The organism is Sphingomonas sp. NPDC092440 (assembly GCF_044754985.1).
Lineage (GTDB): Bacteria > Pseudomonadota > Alphaproteobacteria > Sphingomonadales > Sphingomonadaceae > Sphingomonas.
Window position 1 is genome coordinate 65,781 of sequence record NZ_JBIVQA010000004.1, and the last position, 15,204, is coordinate 80,984.

The window sequence follows — 15,204 nt, forward strand, 5'->3', positions numbered from 1 at the left end:
TACATCGCCTAAGAGTCGATCCGGGGGTAGCGCGTGGCAAAAAGGGTGCTCGTTGTCGAGGACAACGAACTCAATCTGAAGCTGTTCTGCGACCTGCTGCGCGCGCACCAGTTCGAGGCGGAGCCGGTGCGCGACGGGCGCGAGGCGGTGGGGCGCGCGCGCGACTTCGATCCGCAGCTGGTGGTGATGGACATCCAGATGCCGCACGTCACCGGGCTGGAGCTGATCCAGCACATGAAGCTGGATCCCAGGCTGCGGACCATCCCGATCATGGCCGTCACTGCCTATGCCGGCCGCGACGACGAGGAGCGGATCCGCGCGGCCGGGGCCAATGCCTATGTCTCCAAGCCGATCAGCCTGGTGCGCTTCATGGAGGAAGTGCGCGCGCTGATGCCGGCCGAATCGCCGGCGCCGCCGCTCGAAGCCCCGAACACGGACACAGAAGAAGCCCCGCAGCCTTGACGGCCCGGGGCTTTCTTGAAGACCGGCCCCGCACGCGCGGGGGCAAAGCTTGAAGACCGGCCCCGCGCGGGCGGGGCGAGGCAAGCCGGGCGCGCGCCCGCCTTACTTGATCTTGGCTTCCTTGAACTCGACATGCTTGCGCACGACGGGATCGTACTTGCGGAACGAGAACTTCTCGGTCTGGGTACGCGGATTCTTCTTCGTGACGTAGAAGAAACCCGTGTCCGCCGTGCTGACGAGCTTGATCTTGACAGTGGTCGGCTTGGCCATGACCCAACAACCCTTGAAACTGCGAAAAGAAAAGAGCGGCACGCCAGAGCGCACCGCTGCCAGACGCGGGCAACTGTGCGATTCTCGGCCAAAAGTCAAGGCTGGGGCCAAGCAATTCCTCCCCGGGCTCGTCTCGGGGAGGGGGAGAGCGCCCGCAGGACGTGGTGGAGGGGCCATGGCGGCGATCGGCGACGGTGACCGCCCTGCCCCTCCACCACTCGCTTCGCGAGCGGTCCCCCTCCTCCAAACAAGCTGGGGGAGGAATTGGATATCCTTCACGCGGGTTTAACCCTGCGCGCCCAGAATGCCGCGCGAAAGGGGAAGCGCATGGAAGCTCTGGTCCCGGCCTTCCTGCTGGCCGTCCTCACCCAGCTTTGCGACAAGCCGGCCCTGCTCGGCGCGATCCTCGCCGATCGCTATGGCCGGCCGCTCACCGTGGCGGTCGCGGCGGGCATCGCCCATGCCGCCATCAACTTCGCGGCCGGTTTCGGCGGATCGCTGATCGGGCCGATGATGACGCCCAATGCCCGCGCGCTGCTGCTCGCCATGGCGCTGATCTTCGGCGCGCTGGGCGCGATCGGATCGAATCGCGTGAAGGACCGGCTGGGCGGCTGGAAGCTCGGCGCGTTCTTCACGGCACTGCTGGGCGTGCTGATCCTCGCCTTTGGCGAGAGCACGCCCTTCTTCACGCTCGCGCTCGCCACCGGCGGCCAGGCCTGGTTCGCGGCGGCCGGCGCATCGATCGGCGCGTTCGGCGTGGCGTTCGTCGCCGCACTGCTCGGCGAGCGGAGCTGGGCGGCCCTGCCCTGGCGCTGGCTGCGCGTCCTGAGCGGCATCGGCTTCCTGATCGCCGGCTGCTGGATCGGCGTGAACGCGCTGCGCCTGACCTGATCGATCTCTGAGATCGGTAAAATGCAAATGCGCCGGGCGGACCCGATCCCATATACCGTTCGTTGACCCTGCGAACCGAATCCCGGGAGGACGAACATGGCTGATATCAATGCGGCACTCCGCACCCCCACCGATCTGAACCGCAACGACACCAGGAGCGTGGCGGACGCGCTGAACGGCGCGCTGGCGGATTGCTTCGCGCTCTATCTCAAGACCAAGAATTTCCACTGGCACGTCTCGGGCCCGCATTTCCGCGACTATCACCTGCTGCTCGACGATCAGGCGGCGCAGATCTACGGCATCACCGATGCCATTGCCGAGCGCGTGCGCAAGACCGGCAACGTCACGCTCCGCTCGATCGGCGACATTGCCCGCCGCCAGACGCTGACCGACAATGACGCGGACTATGTCGCCCCCGGCGACATGCTGGCCGAGCTGCGCGAGGACAATCTCAAGCTGATCGAGAGCTTCCGCACCGTGAAGCAGGCGGCCGAGGATGCCGGCGACAATGCGACCAGCGGCATCGTCGACGAATGGACCGATCAGGCCGAGGAGCGCGCCTGGTTCCTGTTCGAGGCGTCGCGCAAGGGCTGAACCCGCCGCGTTGGGTTGGAGGCATGATCGGCAAACGCCGGTTTCCGGCGCTGCAAATCGCGTCATCCGAATCGGCGAGCCCTGCCGGGATCGGCAGGCCCGTCGCCTAGCAAACCTGCCGTCGGCAAACTCGCCATCAGCAAATCCGCCGTCCGCAAATCCGCCGTCCGCAGACCCGTCATCCCCGCGAAGGCGGGGATCCAGGGTAGTCGGGGACGATCGAAGAATGGCACCCAGGCTTTTGCCGGAGACGGCGAAGCGAGCCTCGCAGCCCGTTCTCCTGGCCCTGGATCCCCGCCTTCGCGGGGATGACGGGGAGAAGATAGGGACGACGGGGAGAAGATAGGGACGACCGGGGAGGATATGGGTCCCCGCCCCGGCCTACCGGAAAACAGGGCCGGCCCCGCAGGCGCCGGCCCCATCCCCGTTACTTGACCTTGGCGAGGTCCGCGTCGAGCTTGGCCAGGATCTCGTCGGTCAGCTTGCCTTCCGAGAAGGGCTGGATCGCGCGGAAGCTCATCGCCTTGAACTGCTCATAGGCGGGATGCTTGTCGATATCGCCCAGGCCGTCGGCGACGAGCACTGCCTTGGCGCCTTCATTGGCGAACAGGGCTTCGATCGGCGTATCCGCGCTGAACTTCGCGGCGGGCGCGGCGGCCGGCGCCGGTGTCGCGGCGGGTGCCGGGGCCGGCGCGTTCTGGGCGAAAGCGGCGACGGGCGCGCAGGCGAGCAGGGCGGCGGTGAGAACGAGCTTCATTATCGGGAGACCCCTCCGGTGGTGGAGTTGCGAACCTAACCCGCTTTTCGTGTCCGCACCATTGCCGGCGGCACGAGAGTCACCAGCCAGACGTCGGGCCGGGCGCCCAGGCGGAACGGCACGCCGCTGGTACCGAGCCCGGCAGTGACGATCACCGTGCGCGCCCCTTCGCGCACCAGCCCGCAGCGATAGCGGGTGCCGTAGCGGCTCACTTCGGGTGCGACGTTGCGGCCGAAGATCAGCACTTGCCCGCAATGGGTGTGCCCGGCGAGGAGGAGGTGCGCGTCGGCCGGCAGATCGGGCGCGACGTCGGGCGAATGGGTGACCAGCACGATCGGCCGCCCGATCGCCCGCGCCGCCCGCAGCGTCGCGGCGATGTCGGCATGGCCGGAGAAATCGTCGCTGATCCCGCCCAGCGCCACCGGTCCGCGCGGCGCGGCATCATTCTCCAGCACCGTCACCCCCGCCCGGGCGAGCTGGTCGCGCACCGCCTGCGGGCCGGTCCAGTAATCGTGATTGCCGAGCACCGCCGCCACGCCCAGCGGCGCGCGCAGCTGGCGCAGCGGCCCGACCATCGCCGGCCCCAGCTTCGCCGCGCCGCGCGGATCATGGCCGAAGATGAAGTCGCCCGCGATCACCACCAGATCGGGCTTCAGCGCATTCACCTGCGCGACGATTCGCCCGAGCCGTTCCGGCCCCATCGCCGCAGTGCCGATATGGATGTCGCTCAGCAGCGCGATCCGCACCGGCCGCGCCAGTCCCGGCAGGGCCACTTCCGCACGGCGGACCAGCGGATCGCCGGTCGCCTCGCGGAAGCACCAGCCGAAAAAGGCGGCGAGCAGAAGGGCCAGGCCGGCGAGGACGAGGAAGAGCTTGTGCATGCAAGCATCGTAACGGGAGCGCATCGGCCGCGCCATGCGTTGCGCCGTCATGCGTGCCTTTGCCGACCTGCTCGATGGGCTGATCTACACGCGCTCGCGCAACGCCAAGCTCAAGCTGCTCGGCAACTATCTGCGCGCCACGCCCGATCCGGACCGCGGCTGGGCGATGGCGGCACTCACCGGCACCCTCGACCTGCCTGCCGTGAAGCCGGCGCTGATCCGCGCGATGGTGGAGGAACGCGTCGATCCGGTGCTCTATGCGATGAGCCGCGACTTTGTCGGCGATTCGGCCGAGACGATCGCGCTGCTCTGGCCCGCACCCTCGGCGCCGGCCGCGGCGCCGGCATCGCTCACCGTCTCGCAGGTGGTCGCGACGCTGGGCGGCATCTCCAGGTCCGATGCGCCGGCGGCGCTCGCGGCGATGCTCGATCGGCTGGATGCCGATGCGCGCTTCGCCCTGCTCAAGCTTGCCACCGGCGCGCTGCGCGTCGGCATCTCGGCCCGGCTCGCCAAGACCGCGCTCGCCCAGGCCTTCGGGCTCGATGTCGATGCGGTGGAGGAAGTGTGGCACGGCCTGGTTCCGCCCTATGGGCCGCTGTTCGATTGGGCCGAGGGCCGCGCCGCGCAGCCCAGCGCGCGCGACCTGCCGGTCTTCCGCCCCTTCATGCTCGCCCATCCGCTCGAGCAGGAGCGCATCGACCTGGCCGACTATGCGGCGGAGTGGAAATGGGACGGGATCCGCGTCCAGCTGGTCCATGTCGCGGGCGAGACCCGGCTCTACAGCCGCGCGGGCGACGACATCACCCACAGCTTCCCCGAAATCGCGGGGGCCTTTGCGACGCCCGGCGTGCTCGATGGCGAGCTGCTGGTGAAGGGCGTGTTCCAGGGCGGCGCGGCGGCGAGCTTCAACACGCTCCAGCAGCGCCTGGGCCGCAAGCTGGTCAGCGCCAGGACGCTGGCCGACTATCCCGCCTTTGTCCGCCTCTACGACATGCTCTTCGACGGCGGCGAGGATCTGCGCGACCTGCCCTGGTCGGCGCGCCGGGCCCGGCTCGAGCGCTTCGCCGCACGGCTCGATCCCGGGCGGTTCGACGTCTCGGCGGTGATCGAGGCCGGGGATTTCGCCGCGCTGGAGGCGATTCGCGCGGGCGCGCGGGATGCCTCGATCGAGGGGGTGATGCTCAAGCGGCGCGATTCGCCCTATGTCGCCGGGCGGCGCGCGGGGCTCTGGTACAAATGGAAGCGCGATCCGCTGGTCGCCGATTGCGTGCTGATGTACGCGCAGCGCGGCTCGGGCAAGCGCAGCAGCTTCTATTCCGACTATACGTTCGGCGCCTGGACGACGGAGGGCGAGCTGCTGCCCGTCGGCAAGGCCTATTTCGGCTTCACCGACGAAGAGCTGAAATGGCTCGACCACCATGTCCGCACCCACACGGTGAATCGCTTCGGGCCGGTGCGCGAGACCGACAAGAGCCTCGTCCTCGAGGTCGCCTTCGATTCGATCCACGAATCGCGGCGTCACAAATCGGGCCTGGCGATGCGCTTCCCGCGGATCAGCCGCATCCGCACCGACAAGCCGGCGCGCGAAGCGGACACGATCGAGGCGTTGCGCAAGCACGTCACCTGAGCCACCTTCGCCTCCTATGGCCAAGGGAAATCGTATCGCGGTTTTGCCGCTGATCGCCTGCGTGCTCGCGGGGCCGGTCCCCGCGTCGCTGCTCGCCGCCCTTGCCGGCAGCGGCGGCGCCGATTCGCTGCTGCGGGTCTGGGCCGCGCTGGCGCTGTTCGGCCTCTGCTACGCGCTGGTCGTCGGCACGCCTATCGCATTGATTTTCCTACGTGATCCCGCATTGCCCTGGCGGCGCTGGATCGGTGCCGCCCTGCTCGCCGGGCTGGTCACCACAGCGATCATCCTGGGCTGGACCGCACTGAGCAGCGCCCGGCACCTCGTCGCCGGGCAATGGGGGGCTTTCCAGGTGCTGATGCTCTGGCTGGTCGTGCCGCTCGTGCTTTTCTCCGGAATCGTCTCGCGAATCCTGCTCGCGCTCTGGCTCCGGCACGTCCGCGACACCGCCTGGTGAAGCCCGAGCTGCTTGCCCCGGCGATGATGATCGCCTCGGGCTCGATCCATGCGGTGGTCAACGCGATCCTGAAGGGCGGCCGCGCGATCATCGACGGATCGAGCGCGCTGATCCTGCCGCCGGCAACGCTGGTCGATTCGCTGCTCGGCGGTGATCCGGTGGTGCGGCGCTACGAGACGAGTTTCGTGAAGCACCGCCGCAAGTTCACCCCGGCGCTGCCGCTCCACGAACTGGTGGAAGGCTGATTCGGTTCACGACCCGCACCATAAGGGCACGGGGAACGGAAAGCATATCGATTCGCGCAACGACGCGACGCCGCGACGAGCAATGCCCTTGCGGCAACGACATGCGCCGCGTCAGCAGCTGGCACGCCCATTGGCGGCGGGCCATCACCCCGGCTTCGTTGCGCCGTCGTGTCGTCGCGCGCGCAATCTTCTTTCCCGCGCCCGGCCGCCCAAAGCAAAAGGGCCGGACGTTTCCGCCCGGCCCCTTCGATCTGCTTGCCCGAAGGCGCGCCTCAGCTCGACGGCGTGAGGTTCACCGCAGCGTACTTGCCGCGACGATCGACCTCGAGCTCGAACTCGAGCCGGTCGCCCTCGTTGAGCGTCGGCATGCCCGCACGCTCCACGGCCGAGATGTGCACGAACGCGTCCGGCTGGCCATCATCGCGCTGGATGAAGCCGAAGCCCTTCATTGCGTTGAAGAACTTGACCGTGCCGGTCGCCTTCTCGCCCGTCAGCTGGCGCTGCGGGCCACCGCGCTCGCCGCCGCCGAAGCCGCCGCCACGATCGCCGCGATCCTCGCGCGGTGCGCGCTCTTCGACCGGCATCGGCTCGCCATCGATCTTGAGCTCGGTGGCCGAGATGCGGCCGCCGCGATCGACGAGCGTGAAGCCAAGCGGCTGGCCCTCGGCCAGGCCGGTGAGGCCCGCCTGCTCGACCGCCGAGATGTGCACGAAGACGTCTTCGCCGCCATCGTCACGGACGATGAAGCCGAAGCCCTTCTGGCCGTTGAAGAACTTAACGACGCCGGTGCCTTCGCCGATGACCTGCGGGGGCATGCGGTTGCCGCCGCCGAAGCCGCCGCCACCACCGCCGAAGCCACCACCACCGCCGCCGCCGCCGCCGCGGAAACCACCGCCGCCGCCGCCGAAGCCGCCACCGCCGCCGCGATAGCCACCGCCACCGCCGCCGCCGAATCGGTCACCGCCGCCGAAACCGCCACGATCCTCGAAACCGCCGCCGAAGCCGCCGCCACCAAAATCATCGCCGCCGAAGCCATCACGCTTGTCGCGGCCACGTCCGCCGCGATCCCCACGGCGCCCTCTATCGAAACTCATGCCCTGTTCGTCTTCCCGGTTCGCCCACAAATCAAATCAAAAGCCAAGCGCCGGACGAAAAACGCAGGTCTTCCAGCGCAAAAACTTGCGCCATGGAATCATGGCATAGCCCAAAATCGGACAGCGAGCGAACGAAATTCGACTTGATCGGGGCGAACAATCGTTAATCGCGGCGCTTGCGCCACAATCGGGGGCACGGCAGAGGTAGGCATATGGACGCGATCGCCGAATTGCTCGCTAGTCCGGCCGCCTGGGCCGCGCTCGTCACGCTCATCGTGATGGAGGTGGTGCTGGGCATCGACAACCTGATCTTCATCTCGATTCTCTCGAACAAGCTGCCCGAGGAGCAGCGCCGGCGCGCCCGCCGAGTCGGCATCAGCCTGGCGCTGGCGATGCGGCTCGCGCTCCTCACCGCGATCAGCTGGATCATCAGCCTGAAGAACACGGTGTTCAGCCTCGGCATCCAGGGGCCGCCCGATGCGAACGGCGTACCCAGCTTCGAGACCGATTTCTCGTGGAAGGACCTGATCCTGCTGGCGGGCGGCCTGTTCCTGATGTGGAAGGCGACGACCGAGATCCATCATTCGGTGGATGCCGACGCGCCGGGCGAGGCCGACCAGCTGCTCGACAAGAAGAAGGTCGCCTCGATCACCTTCACTGCCGCGATCGTCCAGATCCTGCTGCTCGATGTCGTCTTCTCGGTCGATTCGATCCTGACCGCCGTGGGCATGACCGAGCATGTGCAGATCATGTATGTCGCGGTGATCGTCGCGGTCGGCGTGATGCTGGTCGCCGCCGATCCGCTCGCCAATTTCATCAACCGCAATCCCAGCGTCGTCATGCTCGCCCTGGGCTTTCTGCTGATGATCGGCATGGTGCTGATCGGCGAGGCGTTCGGCGCGCATATCCCCAAGGGCTATATCTACACTGCCATGGCCTTTTCGGCCGCCGTCGAGGGACTCAATATCTGGGCGCGGACCGCGCGGGCGCGCCGGCAGGCGGCCGCGCGCGAAGCGCCGGCCATTGAGCCCGACGGCGATCGGGTCTAGGCGGCGGCCATGACTGTGCATTTTCATGAAGAAGACATTCCCGAGAACCTGTTCGCGCCGGGGGCCTCGATCGCCGTCGACACCGAGACAATGGGGCTGATCACGCCGCGCGACCGGCTGTGCGTCGTCCAGCTTTCGGACGGTTCGGGCGACGAGCATCTCGTCCGCTTCGGTTCGCGCTCGGCCTATGATTCGCCGAACCTGCGCATGCTGCTCGCCGATCCGGAGCGGCTGAAGCTCTATCATTATGCGCGCTTCGACCTCGCGGCGATCCGCTTCTATCTGGGTGTCGTCGCCGGCCCGGTCTATTGCACCAAGACCGCCTCGCGCCTGGTGCGCACCTATACCGATCGCCACGGCCTCAAGGACCTGGCCCGCGAGCTGGTCGGCGTGGAGATCTCGAAGCAGCAGCAGTCCTCCGACTGGGGCGGCCCCGAACTTTCCGACGCGCAGCGTGAATACGCGGCGTCCGACGTGCGTTACCTGCACGCCATGAAGGAAGAACTCGACAGGCGCCTCGAGCGCGAAGGCCGCACCGACCTCGCCCAGGCCTGTTTCGACTTCCTGCCCTGGCGTGCGGAGCTCGACCTGGCCGGCTGGCCCGAAACCGACATCTTCGCGCACATCTAGATGTCGGAAGTCGCCACCCGCCTCCAATCGCAGAAGCGCAGCTGGGCGCATCCCGGCAGCGCGCACGATCGGCTGATCCGGCTCTCGCTGATCTTCCTGCCGGTCGGCATCGGGGTGCTCTCGGCCTTTCTCGTGCTCGCGCCGCTCCTCACCAAGGGCGATGTCAGCTTCGTGCTCGACAAGAACAAGGTCGACATGGCCACCGAGCGGCTGCGGCTCGAATCGGCGGTATATCGCGGCGAGGACAGCAAGGGGCAGCCCTTCCAGCTCAACGCGGGCTCGGCGATCCAGAAGAGCTCGGCGGAGCCGATCGTCCAGCTGCGCGATCTCGCCGCCGAGATCCGGCTGCCCGAGGGGCCGGCCACGCTCAAGGCGGACCGCGGCCATTACGACCTCAACAAGGAACAGGTCTCGGTCGACGGCCCGGTCAAGTTCCAGACGGCCGACGGCTATGTCCTCGACACCGAGAACGCGACCGTCGACCTCAAGACCCGCAAGATGGAAAGCGGCGGCGCGGTGACCGGCAAGACGCCCACCGGCGTGTTCAGCGCGAACAAGATGACCGCCGACTTGGAAAATCGCACCATCTCCCTAGATGGCAATGCACGCTTGCGGATCGTCCCCAAGCGCGCGAATAGGCGCTGACATGATCCGTGCGACTGCCCTGCTTCCGATCGGCTTCTCGCTGGCGCTCGCCGCGTCGGCGCCCGCGGCTGCGCAGCAGCGCCACGACAGCAACGCGCCGATCGACTTCAACGCCCAGCACATGGAGCTGCAGGACAAGGCCAATCGCGTGCTGTTCAGCGGCAGCGTGCAGATCCGGCAGGCGGAGATGATGCTCGAGGCGGCGCGCGTCACCGTCGCCTATACCGGCCAGATCACCGACGGCTCGCCCGAAGTCTCGCGGCTCGATGCGGCCGGCGGCGTCACCGTCACTCGGCCCGATCAGCGCGCGACCGGCCAGTTCGCGGTGTACGACGTCACCAAGCGGATCATCACCATGGTCGGCGGGGTCACGCTGAAGCAGGGGGCCAACACCGTCTCCGGCGGCCGCCTGGTGATCAACCTCGACACCGGCCGCGCGACGATCGACGGCTCTGGCGTCGGCGGCGCGACCGCCGTGCCGGGCACGCCCGGGGTGCAGAGCCGCGGCGGCCGCGTCACCGGCCGCTTCTCGGTGCCCAAGCGCGCCAATACCCCGGCCGCCACGCCGACGCCCGCAGCCACGCCGGCGCCGAAGCAGTAGTCGCCCTTTTTCCACGCCACGCCGCGCGGCCCCTTCCTTTCCCGGCCCAGTTCATGCAGGAATCCTGCCAAACCGCCGAAGGGAACCCCCCGCCGGCAATGCGAACCCGCTTATGCAGGGACCGAGTATGACCGACGTCGCCACTCTCGAAACCCCCGTCGCGGATCCCGCGCCGCTGCCCGACAAGGGGCTCGCGGTCGTCTCGATCGCCAAGTCCTACGACAAGCGCGTGGTCCTCACCGACGTGTCGGTCTCGGTCGGCCGCGGCGAGGTGGTCGGGCTGCTCGGCCCCAATGGCGCCGGCAAGACCACCTGCTTCTATTCGGTGATGGGGCTGGTGAAGCCCGACAGCGGCCGCATCATGCTGGACGGCGAGGACATCACGCGCCTGCCCATGTATCGCCGCGCGATCCTGGGCCTGGGCTATCTGCCCCAGGAAACGTCGATCTTCCGCGGCCTGACGGTGGAGGGCAACATCCTCGCCGTGCTGGAACTGTCCGAGCCCGACAAGGAAGCGCGCAGGCGCCGGCTCGACGAGCTGCTCGAGGAGTTCGGCCTCACCCGGCTGCGCGCCGCGCCGGCCATGGCGCTGTCGGGCGGCGAGCGCCGCCGCGCCGAGATCGCCCGCGCGCTGGCGGCGGACCCGACGATCATCCTGCTCGACGAGCCGTTCGCCGGCATCGACCCGATCTCGATCTCCGACATTCGCGACCTGATCATCCAGCTCAAGCAGCGCGGCATCGGCGTGCTGATCACCGACCACAATGTCCGCGAGACGCTCGACATCGTCGATCGCGGCTACATCATCTATGACGGCCGCGTGCTGTTCGCGGGCGCCCCCGCCGATCTGGTCAAGGACGAGAATGTCCGCCGCCTCTATCTCGGCGAGAGCTTCGAGCTGTAGGCCATGGAAGACGGCGCCTCTCATAGCCGTCATCCCGGAGTCGCCGGGGCGGCGACCTTGGCATGAGCCTCGCGCCTCGCCTCGACCTGCGTCAGTCGCAATCGCTGGTGATGACGCCGCAGCTCCAGCAGGCGATCAAGCTGCTGGCGCTCTCCAATCTCGAGGTCGAGACCTTCATCGCCGAGGAGCTGGAGAAGAACCCGCTGCTCGAGAGCGGCGGCACCGGGGGCGATGACGAGCGGGGCGGCGAACCCGCCGAGGCCCCCGAGCCCGACCTCGACCAGGCGGAGCGCGACGGCCCGGCGGATGCCAGCGAGCTGATCGCCGGCGGCGGCGACGCGGCGGGCGAGGCCGCGCTCGACGTGGATTTCGCCGCTGAGACCTTCCACCACGACAGCGGCAGCGACACGATCGGCGCGGGCGGCGGGCTGGACGGCAGCCTGGGCCTCACCGGCGGCAGCGGCGGTGCCGCGCCCGAGGACGGGCCGGATTTCGACAATCTCGGCAGCCCCGACCTCAGCCTGGCCGATCACCTGATGGCGCAGGCCGGCACGAGCGTGGCGGGCCGCGACCTGTTCATCGCGGCGCACCTGATCGACCAGATCGACGAAGCCGGCTATCTCACCGCGGCGCTGCTCGACATCGCCAACCGGCTGAACGTGCCGCTCGCCCGGGTGGAAGCGGTGCTCGCGACGATCCAGACCTTCGATCCCACCGGCGTCGGCGCCCGCAACCTTGCCGAATGCCTCGCGCTGCAGGCGAAGGAAGCCGATCGCTACGATCCCTGCATGGCGCGGCTGATCGACAATCTCGATCTGGTCGCGCGCGGCGACCTCGCCCGGCTCAGGCGCATCTGCGCCGTCGACGACGAGGATCTGGCGGACATGATCCGCGAGCTGCGCGGCTATGATCCCAAGCCGGGCTGCCGCTATGGCGGGGAGCCGACGCTCGCGGTGACGCCGGACATCTTCGTCGCGCGCCGCGGCGCCGGCTGGGCGGTGGAGATCAACGCCGCCACCCTGCCCAGGCTGCTCGTCAACCGCGCTTATTATGCGGAAGTCTCGGCGGGCCCGCAGGACAAGGCGAGCAAGGCCTGGCTGTCGGACATGCTGGCCAGCGCCAACTGGCTGGTAAAGGCGCTCGACCAGCGCCAGCGCACGATCATCAAGGTCGCCAGCGAGATCGTGAAGCAGCAGGAGGCCTTCTTCCTGAAGGGCGTCGCGCATCTGAAGCCGATGACGCTGCGCCAGGTCGCCGAGGCGATCGAGATGCATGAATCGACGGTGAGCCGCGTCACCTCGAACAAATATCTCAGCTGCGCGCGCGGGCTGTTCGAGCTCAAATATTTCTTCACCTCGGCGATCCAGTCCGCCGATGGCGGCGACGCGGTCTCGGCCGAGGCGGTGAAGAACGCGATCCGCGCGCTGATCCAGGCCGAGGATCCCCGCAAGATCCTGTCGGACGACACGCTGGTCGAGCTGCTCAACGCCAAGGGCTTCGACATCGCCCGGCGCACCGTCGCCAAATATCGCGAGGCGATGGGAATCGGCAGCTCGGTGCAGCGCCGCCGGCAAAAGGCACTGGAGGGCGTAGGTTGATCCGTTTTCTCGCATTGCTGCTGGCTCTGCTCGCACCGGCGATGGCGCAGGCCCGGGAGGAGCTCGTCGTGATGAGCTTCAACGTCCGCCTGCCTTCGCCCTCGGACGGCGCGAACATCTGGGAGAATCGCCGCGACCTCTTCGTCGAGACGATCGCCGCCGCCGATCCCGACGTGATCGGCACGCAGGAGCTGTTCCAGATCCAGGGCGATTATCTCGCCGCGAAGCTGCCCCGATACAGCTGGTTCGGGATCGACCGGCGCGGCGGCCATGCCGACGAGCATATGGGCGTCTTCTATCGCCGCGACCGGCTGAAGCTGGTCGAGCAGGGCGATTTCTGGCTGTCGGACACGCCCGAACAGGTCGCCAGCATCAGCTGGGGCAATGTCCTTCCGCGCATGGTCACCTGGGGCCTGTTCGAGACGCGCTCGGGCAAGCGCTTCTACCTGCTCAACACCCATTTCCCCTATCGGGCGGAAGATGCGGCCGCGCGGGAGAAATGCGCCGAGCTGCTCCGCAAGCGCATCGCCGCGCTGCCCCCGGGCGTGCCGGTGGTGCTCACCGGCGATTTCAACACCGGCCCCGCTTCGCCGCCGCATGCGCTGCTGGGCGCAGTGCTGGCCGATGCCCGCGACGCCGCGGCGAAGCCGCTGGGCCCCATGGCGACCTTTCACGGCTTCAAGGGCGTGCCCGATCATCGGATCGACTGGATCCTGACGCGGGGCTTCGCGGTACGCGGCTATCGGACGATCGATGCGCATCGCGGCGCGCTTTATCCCTCGGATCATTTTCCCGTGGTCGCGACGCTCGGCTGGCAGGGGACGGAACGCCCTTAGGATTTTGGTAGGCCGGCCGGGGCTATCGCCGATTCCATGTCTGCCGATTTCACCATCGACGTCGAACCCGATCGCGATCTCGTCCGCATCCGGATGGGCGGCTTCTTCACTTCCGACGATATCGACGCCTTTCTCGCCGCGCGCGCACAGGCGCATGCCCGGCTCAGCTGCGGCCCCAACCAGCATCTGACGCTCAACGACCTGCGCGAGATGAAGATCCAGGCGCAGGAAAGCGTCGAGATGTTCCGCGCGATGCTCGCGGATCCCGCCTATCGCTCGCGCCGGCTCGCCTTCGTGATCGGCCGGACGCTGGCGCGCACCCAGCTCCAGCGCGCGCTCGACCGGCGCACCGCGCGCTGCTTCGACGATCCCTGGGCTGCCGAAGCCTGGCTGTTCGCCGGCACGGATCGCGCCGCCGCCTGAGCGGCCGCTTGCAATGTAGGATTTCGCCTGTTCTTCTTGATCGGCCGGGCCGCGCCCCGCCGCTCTTTCGCTTCGTTGGAAAAATAGGATCGGCCGCGCGCAAGCAGGGTGCGCGATCGCCGCCGCGCCGGCGCGCACCGGCGTGACCTTCAGTACCTTGCGCGGCAATCGTCGCCGGCGAACACCAAGGGATTCAACATTTCCGCCGCGATTCGGCATTGCGCGGTTGGATCAGTCGTCCTCGTCCTCGAACCCGGCGAGATCGAGCGCGCGCGCCTTGATCTGGTGGAGGCGGCACCAATGGACGAGCGCGTCCTCGCGGCCATGGGTCACCCACACTTCGCGCGGCTCCAGTTCCGCGATGGTGCGGGTCAGCTCGTCCCAATCGGCGTGATCGGACAGGATGAGCGGCAGCTCGACGCCCCGCTGCCGGGCGCGCTGGCGGATGCGCATCCAGCCCGATGCCATCGCGGTGATCGGATCGGGCAGGCGGCGCGACCAGCGATCGTTGAGCGCGCCCGGCGGGCACAGGACCAGCCGCCCCCGCAGCTCGGCCTTGGGCACTCCGGTGGCGAGGCGCAGCTCGCCCAGCTCGACACCCTGCTCGACATAGAGATCGCAGAGCCGCTGGAGCGCGCCGTGGAGATAGACGGGATCGTCGAATCCCATCACCCGCAGCTCGCGGATCACGCGCTGCGCCTTGCCCAGCGCATAGGCACCGACCAGCACGCAGCGCTCCGGATTGGCGCGCAGCGCCGCGAGCAGCTTGTCGATCTCGCCATGCGTTTCGGGATGGCGGAACACCGGCAGGCCGAACGTGGCCTCGGTGACGAACACGTCGCAGGGCACCGGCTCGAAGGGCTCGCAGGTCGGATCCTCGCGGCGCTTGTAGTCGCCCGAGACGACGATCCGCTCGCCACGATGCTCGAGCACGATCTGGGCGGAGCCGAGGACATGGCCGGCGGGCACGAAGCGGATGTCGATGCCGTGCAGGGTGATCCGCTCGCCATACTCGACCGGCCGGCCGTGCTGCGGCCCGTAGCGCGCCGCCATGATCGCCAGCGTCTGCGGCGTCGCCCATACCGCGCCGTGCCCGCCCCGGGCATGATCGGCATGGCCATGGGTAACCAGCGCGCGCGCCACCGGCTGCGACGGATCGATCCACGCGTCCGCCGCCGGAATATAGATGCCCGCGGGATGCGGCTCGATCCAGCTGCCCAATGCCATCGTCCCTATATATGGC

19 protein-coding genes are annotated in these 15,204 nt (G+C 68.3%); 14 read left to right on the forward strand and 5 right to left on the reverse strand.

Annotation, left to right across the window (positions count from 1 at the left end):
• Positions 1-33: 33 nt before the first annotated feature.
• Complete coding sequence (locus tag ACIQCS_RS07995) at positions 34-462, forward strand: response regulator (protein WP_345849755.1); 429 nt, start codon at positions 34-36, stop codon at positions 460-462.
• 102 nt (positions 463-564) lie between these two features.
• Here ACIQCS_RS07995 and rpmG read toward each other — a convergent pair whose 3' ends face one another.
• On the reverse strand, positions 565-732 hold the full coding sequence (gene rpmG / locus ACIQCS_RS08000; RefSeq protein WP_025560997.1) for a 50S ribosomal protein L33: 168 nt from the start codon (positions 730-732) through the stop codon (positions 565-567).
• Positions 733-1,059: 327 nt separating this feature from the next.
• Between rpmG and ACIQCS_RS08005 the strand changes: the two genes are divergently transcribed.
• Positions 1,060-1,623, forward strand: a complete 564-nt coding sequence (locus tag ACIQCS_RS08005) for a TMEM165/GDT1 family protein (RefSeq protein WP_345849754.1) — start codon at positions 1,060-1,062, stop codon at positions 1,621-1,623.
• 96 nt (positions 1,624-1,719) lie between these two features.
• Complete coding sequence (locus ACIQCS_RS08010) at positions 1,720-2,217, forward strand: DNA starvation/stationary phase protection protein (RefSeq protein ID WP_345849753.1); 498 nt, start codon at positions 1,720-1,722, stop codon at positions 2,215-2,217.
• 427 nt (positions 2,218-2,644) lie between these two features.
• Here ACIQCS_RS08010 and ACIQCS_RS08015 read toward each other — a convergent pair whose 3' ends face one another.
• Complete coding sequence (locus ACIQCS_RS08015; RefSeq protein ID WP_345849752.1) at positions 2,645-2,974, reverse strand: hypothetical protein; 330 nt, start codon at positions 2,972-2,974, stop codon at positions 2,645-2,647.
• A 35-nt stretch (positions 2,975-3,009) separates the two neighbouring features.
• Complete coding sequence (locus ACIQCS_RS08020) at positions 3,010-3,855, reverse strand: metallophosphoesterase (RefSeq protein ID WP_345849751.1); 846 nt, start codon at positions 3,853-3,855, stop codon at positions 3,010-3,012.
• Between the two features lie 49 nt (positions 3,856-3,904).
• Between ACIQCS_RS08020 and ACIQCS_RS08025 the strand changes: the two genes are divergently transcribed.
• Genes ACIQCS_RS08025 through ACIQCS_RS08035 form a run of 3 tightly spaced genes read left to right on the forward strand, consistent with a single transcriptional unit; the run spans position 3,905 to position 6,181 of the window.
• Complete coding sequence (locus ACIQCS_RS08025; RefSeq protein ID WP_345852041.1) at positions 3,905-5,482, forward strand: cisplatin damage response ATP-dependent DNA ligase; 1,578 nt, start codon at positions 3,905-3,907, stop codon at positions 5,480-5,482.
• A gap of 16 nt (positions 5,483-5,498) precedes the next feature.
• Positions 5,499-5,936 carry a hypothetical protein gene (locus tag ACIQCS_RS08030; RefSeq protein WP_345849750.1) on the forward strand — a complete coding sequence of 146 codons (438 nt, stop codon included), beginning with the start codon at positions 5,499-5,501 and terminating at the stop codon, positions 5,934-5,936.
• Positions 5,933-6,181 (forward strand): hypothetical protein, encoded by a 249-nt coding sequence (locus ACIQCS_RS08035; RefSeq protein ID WP_345849749.1) that lies wholly within the window; start codon positions 5,933-5,935, stop codon positions 6,179-6,181. Before ACIQCS_RS08030 ends, ACIQCS_RS08035 begins: the two co-directional genes overlap by 4 nt.
• Before the next feature lie 272 nt (positions 6,182-6,453).
• On the opposite strand, the gene ACIQCS_RS08040 is transcribed toward ACIQCS_RS08035, so the two are convergent.
• The gene (locus ACIQCS_RS08040; protein ID WP_345849748.1) at positions 6,454-7,275 is read right to left on the reverse strand and encodes a cold-shock protein; all 822 of its coding nucleotides are present in this window, start codon (positions 7,273-7,275) and stop codon (positions 6,454-6,456) included.
• 212 nt (positions 7,276-7,487) lie between these two features.
• On the opposite strand from ACIQCS_RS08040, the gene ACIQCS_RS08045 reads away from it, so the two are divergent.
• From ACIQCS_RS08045 to ACIQCS_RS08080, 8 genes are all read left to right on the forward strand, one after another.
• Complete coding sequence (locus ACIQCS_RS08045; protein ID WP_345849747.1) at positions 7,488-8,324, forward strand: TerC family protein; 837 nt, start codon at positions 7,488-7,490, stop codon at positions 8,322-8,324.
• Positions 8,325-8,333: 9 nt separating this feature from the next.
• On the forward strand, positions 8,334-8,954 hold the full coding sequence (locus tag ACIQCS_RS08050; RefSeq protein WP_345849746.1) for a ribonuclease D: 621 nt from the start codon (positions 8,334-8,336) through the stop codon (positions 8,952-8,954).
• A complete protein-coding gene (gene lptC / locus ACIQCS_RS08055; protein WP_167299809.1) occupies positions 8,955-9,599 on the forward strand; it encodes an LPS export ABC transporter periplasmic protein LptC in 645 nt (214 codons plus the stop codon).
• A 1-nt stretch (position 9,600) separates the two neighbouring features.
• Complete coding sequence (locus ACIQCS_RS08060; protein WP_345849745.1) at positions 9,601-10,200, forward strand: LptA/OstA family protein; 600 nt, start codon at positions 9,601-9,603, stop codon at positions 10,198-10,200.
• A 127-nt stretch (positions 10,201-10,327) separates the two neighbouring features.
• The gene (gene lptB, locus ACIQCS_RS08065; RefSeq protein WP_345849744.1) at positions 10,328-11,104 is read left to right on the forward strand and encodes an LPS export ABC transporter ATP-binding protein; all 777 of its coding nucleotides are present in this window, start codon (positions 10,328-10,330) and stop codon (positions 11,102-11,104) included.
• Between the two features lie 62 nt (positions 11,105-11,166).
• Positions 11,167-12,702, forward strand: coding sequence for an RNA polymerase factor sigma-54 (gene rpoN / locus ACIQCS_RS08070; RefSeq protein ID WP_345849743.1), 1,536 nt, complete (start codon positions 11,167-11,169; stop codon positions 12,700-12,702).
• Complete coding sequence (locus ACIQCS_RS08075; RefSeq protein ID WP_345849742.1) at positions 12,699-13,538, forward strand: endonuclease/exonuclease/phosphatase family protein; 840 nt, start codon at positions 12,699-12,701, stop codon at positions 13,536-13,538. The genes rpoN and ACIQCS_RS08075 overlap by 4 nt, the downstream gene beginning before the upstream one ends.
• A gap of 36 nt (positions 13,539-13,574) precedes the next feature.
• Entirely contained in the window at positions 13,575-13,961 is a 387-nt protein-coding gene (locus ACIQCS_RS08080) for a hypothetical protein (RefSeq protein ID WP_345849741.1), read from the forward strand.
• A gap of 231 nt (positions 13,962-14,192) precedes the next feature.
• Here the strand turns inward: ACIQCS_RS08080 and ACIQCS_RS08085 are convergent, their stop codons facing one another.
• On the reverse strand, positions 14,193-15,188 hold the full coding sequence (locus ACIQCS_RS08085) for a ligase-associated DNA damage response exonuclease (RefSeq protein ID WP_345849740.1): 996 nt from the start codon (positions 15,186-15,188) through the stop codon (positions 14,193-14,195).
• Positions 15,189-15,204 lie beyond the last annotated feature (16 nt).

Bases quoted from the DNA above. Each gene is read 5' to 3' on its own strand.
- rpmG (WP_025560997.1), bottom strand. From the start codon at position 732: ATGGCCAAGCCGACCACTGTCAAGATCAAGCTCGTCAGCACGGCGGAC.
- ACIQCS_RS08005 (WP_345849754.1), top strand. From the start codon at position 1,060: ATGGAAGCTCTGGTCCCGGCCTTCCTGCTGGCCGTCCTCACCCAGCTT.
- ACIQCS_RS08010 (WP_345849753.1), top strand. From the start codon at position 1,720: ATGGCTGATATCAATGCGGCACTCCGCACCCCCACCGATCTGAACCGC.
- ACIQCS_RS08015 (WP_345849752.1), bottom strand. From the start codon at position 2,974: ATGAAGCTCGTTCTCACCGCCGCCCTGCTCGCCTGCGCGCCCGTCGCC.
- ACIQCS_RS08020 (WP_345849751.1), bottom strand. From the start codon at position 3,855: ATGCACAAGCTCTTCCTCGTCCTCGCCGGCCTGGCCCTTCTGCTCGCC.
- ACIQCS_RS08025 (WP_345852041.1), top strand. From the start codon at position 3,905: ATGCGTGCCTTTGCCGACCTGCTCGATGGGCTGATCTACACGCGCTCG.
- ACIQCS_RS08030 (WP_345849750.1), top strand. From the start codon at position 5,499: ATGGCCAAGGGAAATCGTATCGCGGTTTTGCCGCTGATCGCCTGCGTG.
- ACIQCS_RS08040 (WP_345849748.1), bottom strand. From the start codon at position 7,275: ATGAGTTTCGATAGAGGGCGCCGTGGGGATCGCGGCGGACGTGGCCGC.
- ACIQCS_RS08045 (WP_345849747.1), top strand. From the start codon at position 7,488: ATGGACGCGATCGCCGAATTGCTCGCTAGTCCGGCCGCCTGGGCCGCG.
- ACIQCS_RS08050 (WP_345849746.1), top strand. From the start codon at position 8,334: ATGACTGTGCATTTTCATGAAGAAGACATTCCCGAGAACCTGTTCGCG.
- lptC (WP_167299809.1), top strand. From the start codon at position 8,955: ATGTCGGAAGTCGCCACCCGCCTCCAATCGCAGAAGCGCAGCTGGGCG.
- ACIQCS_RS08060 (WP_345849745.1), top strand. From the start codon at position 9,601: ATGATCCGTGCGACTGCCCTGCTTCCGATCGGCTTCTCGCTGGCGCTC.
- lptB (WP_345849744.1), top strand. From the start codon at position 10,328: ATGACCGACGTCGCCACTCTCGAAACCCCCGTCGCGGATCCCGCGCCG.
- rpoN (WP_345849743.1), top strand. From the start codon at position 11,167: ATGAGCCTCGCGCCTCGCCTCGACCTGCGTCAGTCGCAATCGCTGGTG.
- ACIQCS_RS08080 (WP_345849741.1), top strand. From the start codon at position 13,575: ATGTCTGCCGATTTCACCATCGACGTCGAACCCGATCGCGATCTCGTC.
- ACIQCS_RS08085 (WP_345849740.1), bottom strand. From the start codon at position 15,188: ATGGCATTGGGCAGCTGGATCGAGCCGCATCCCGCGGGCATCTATATT.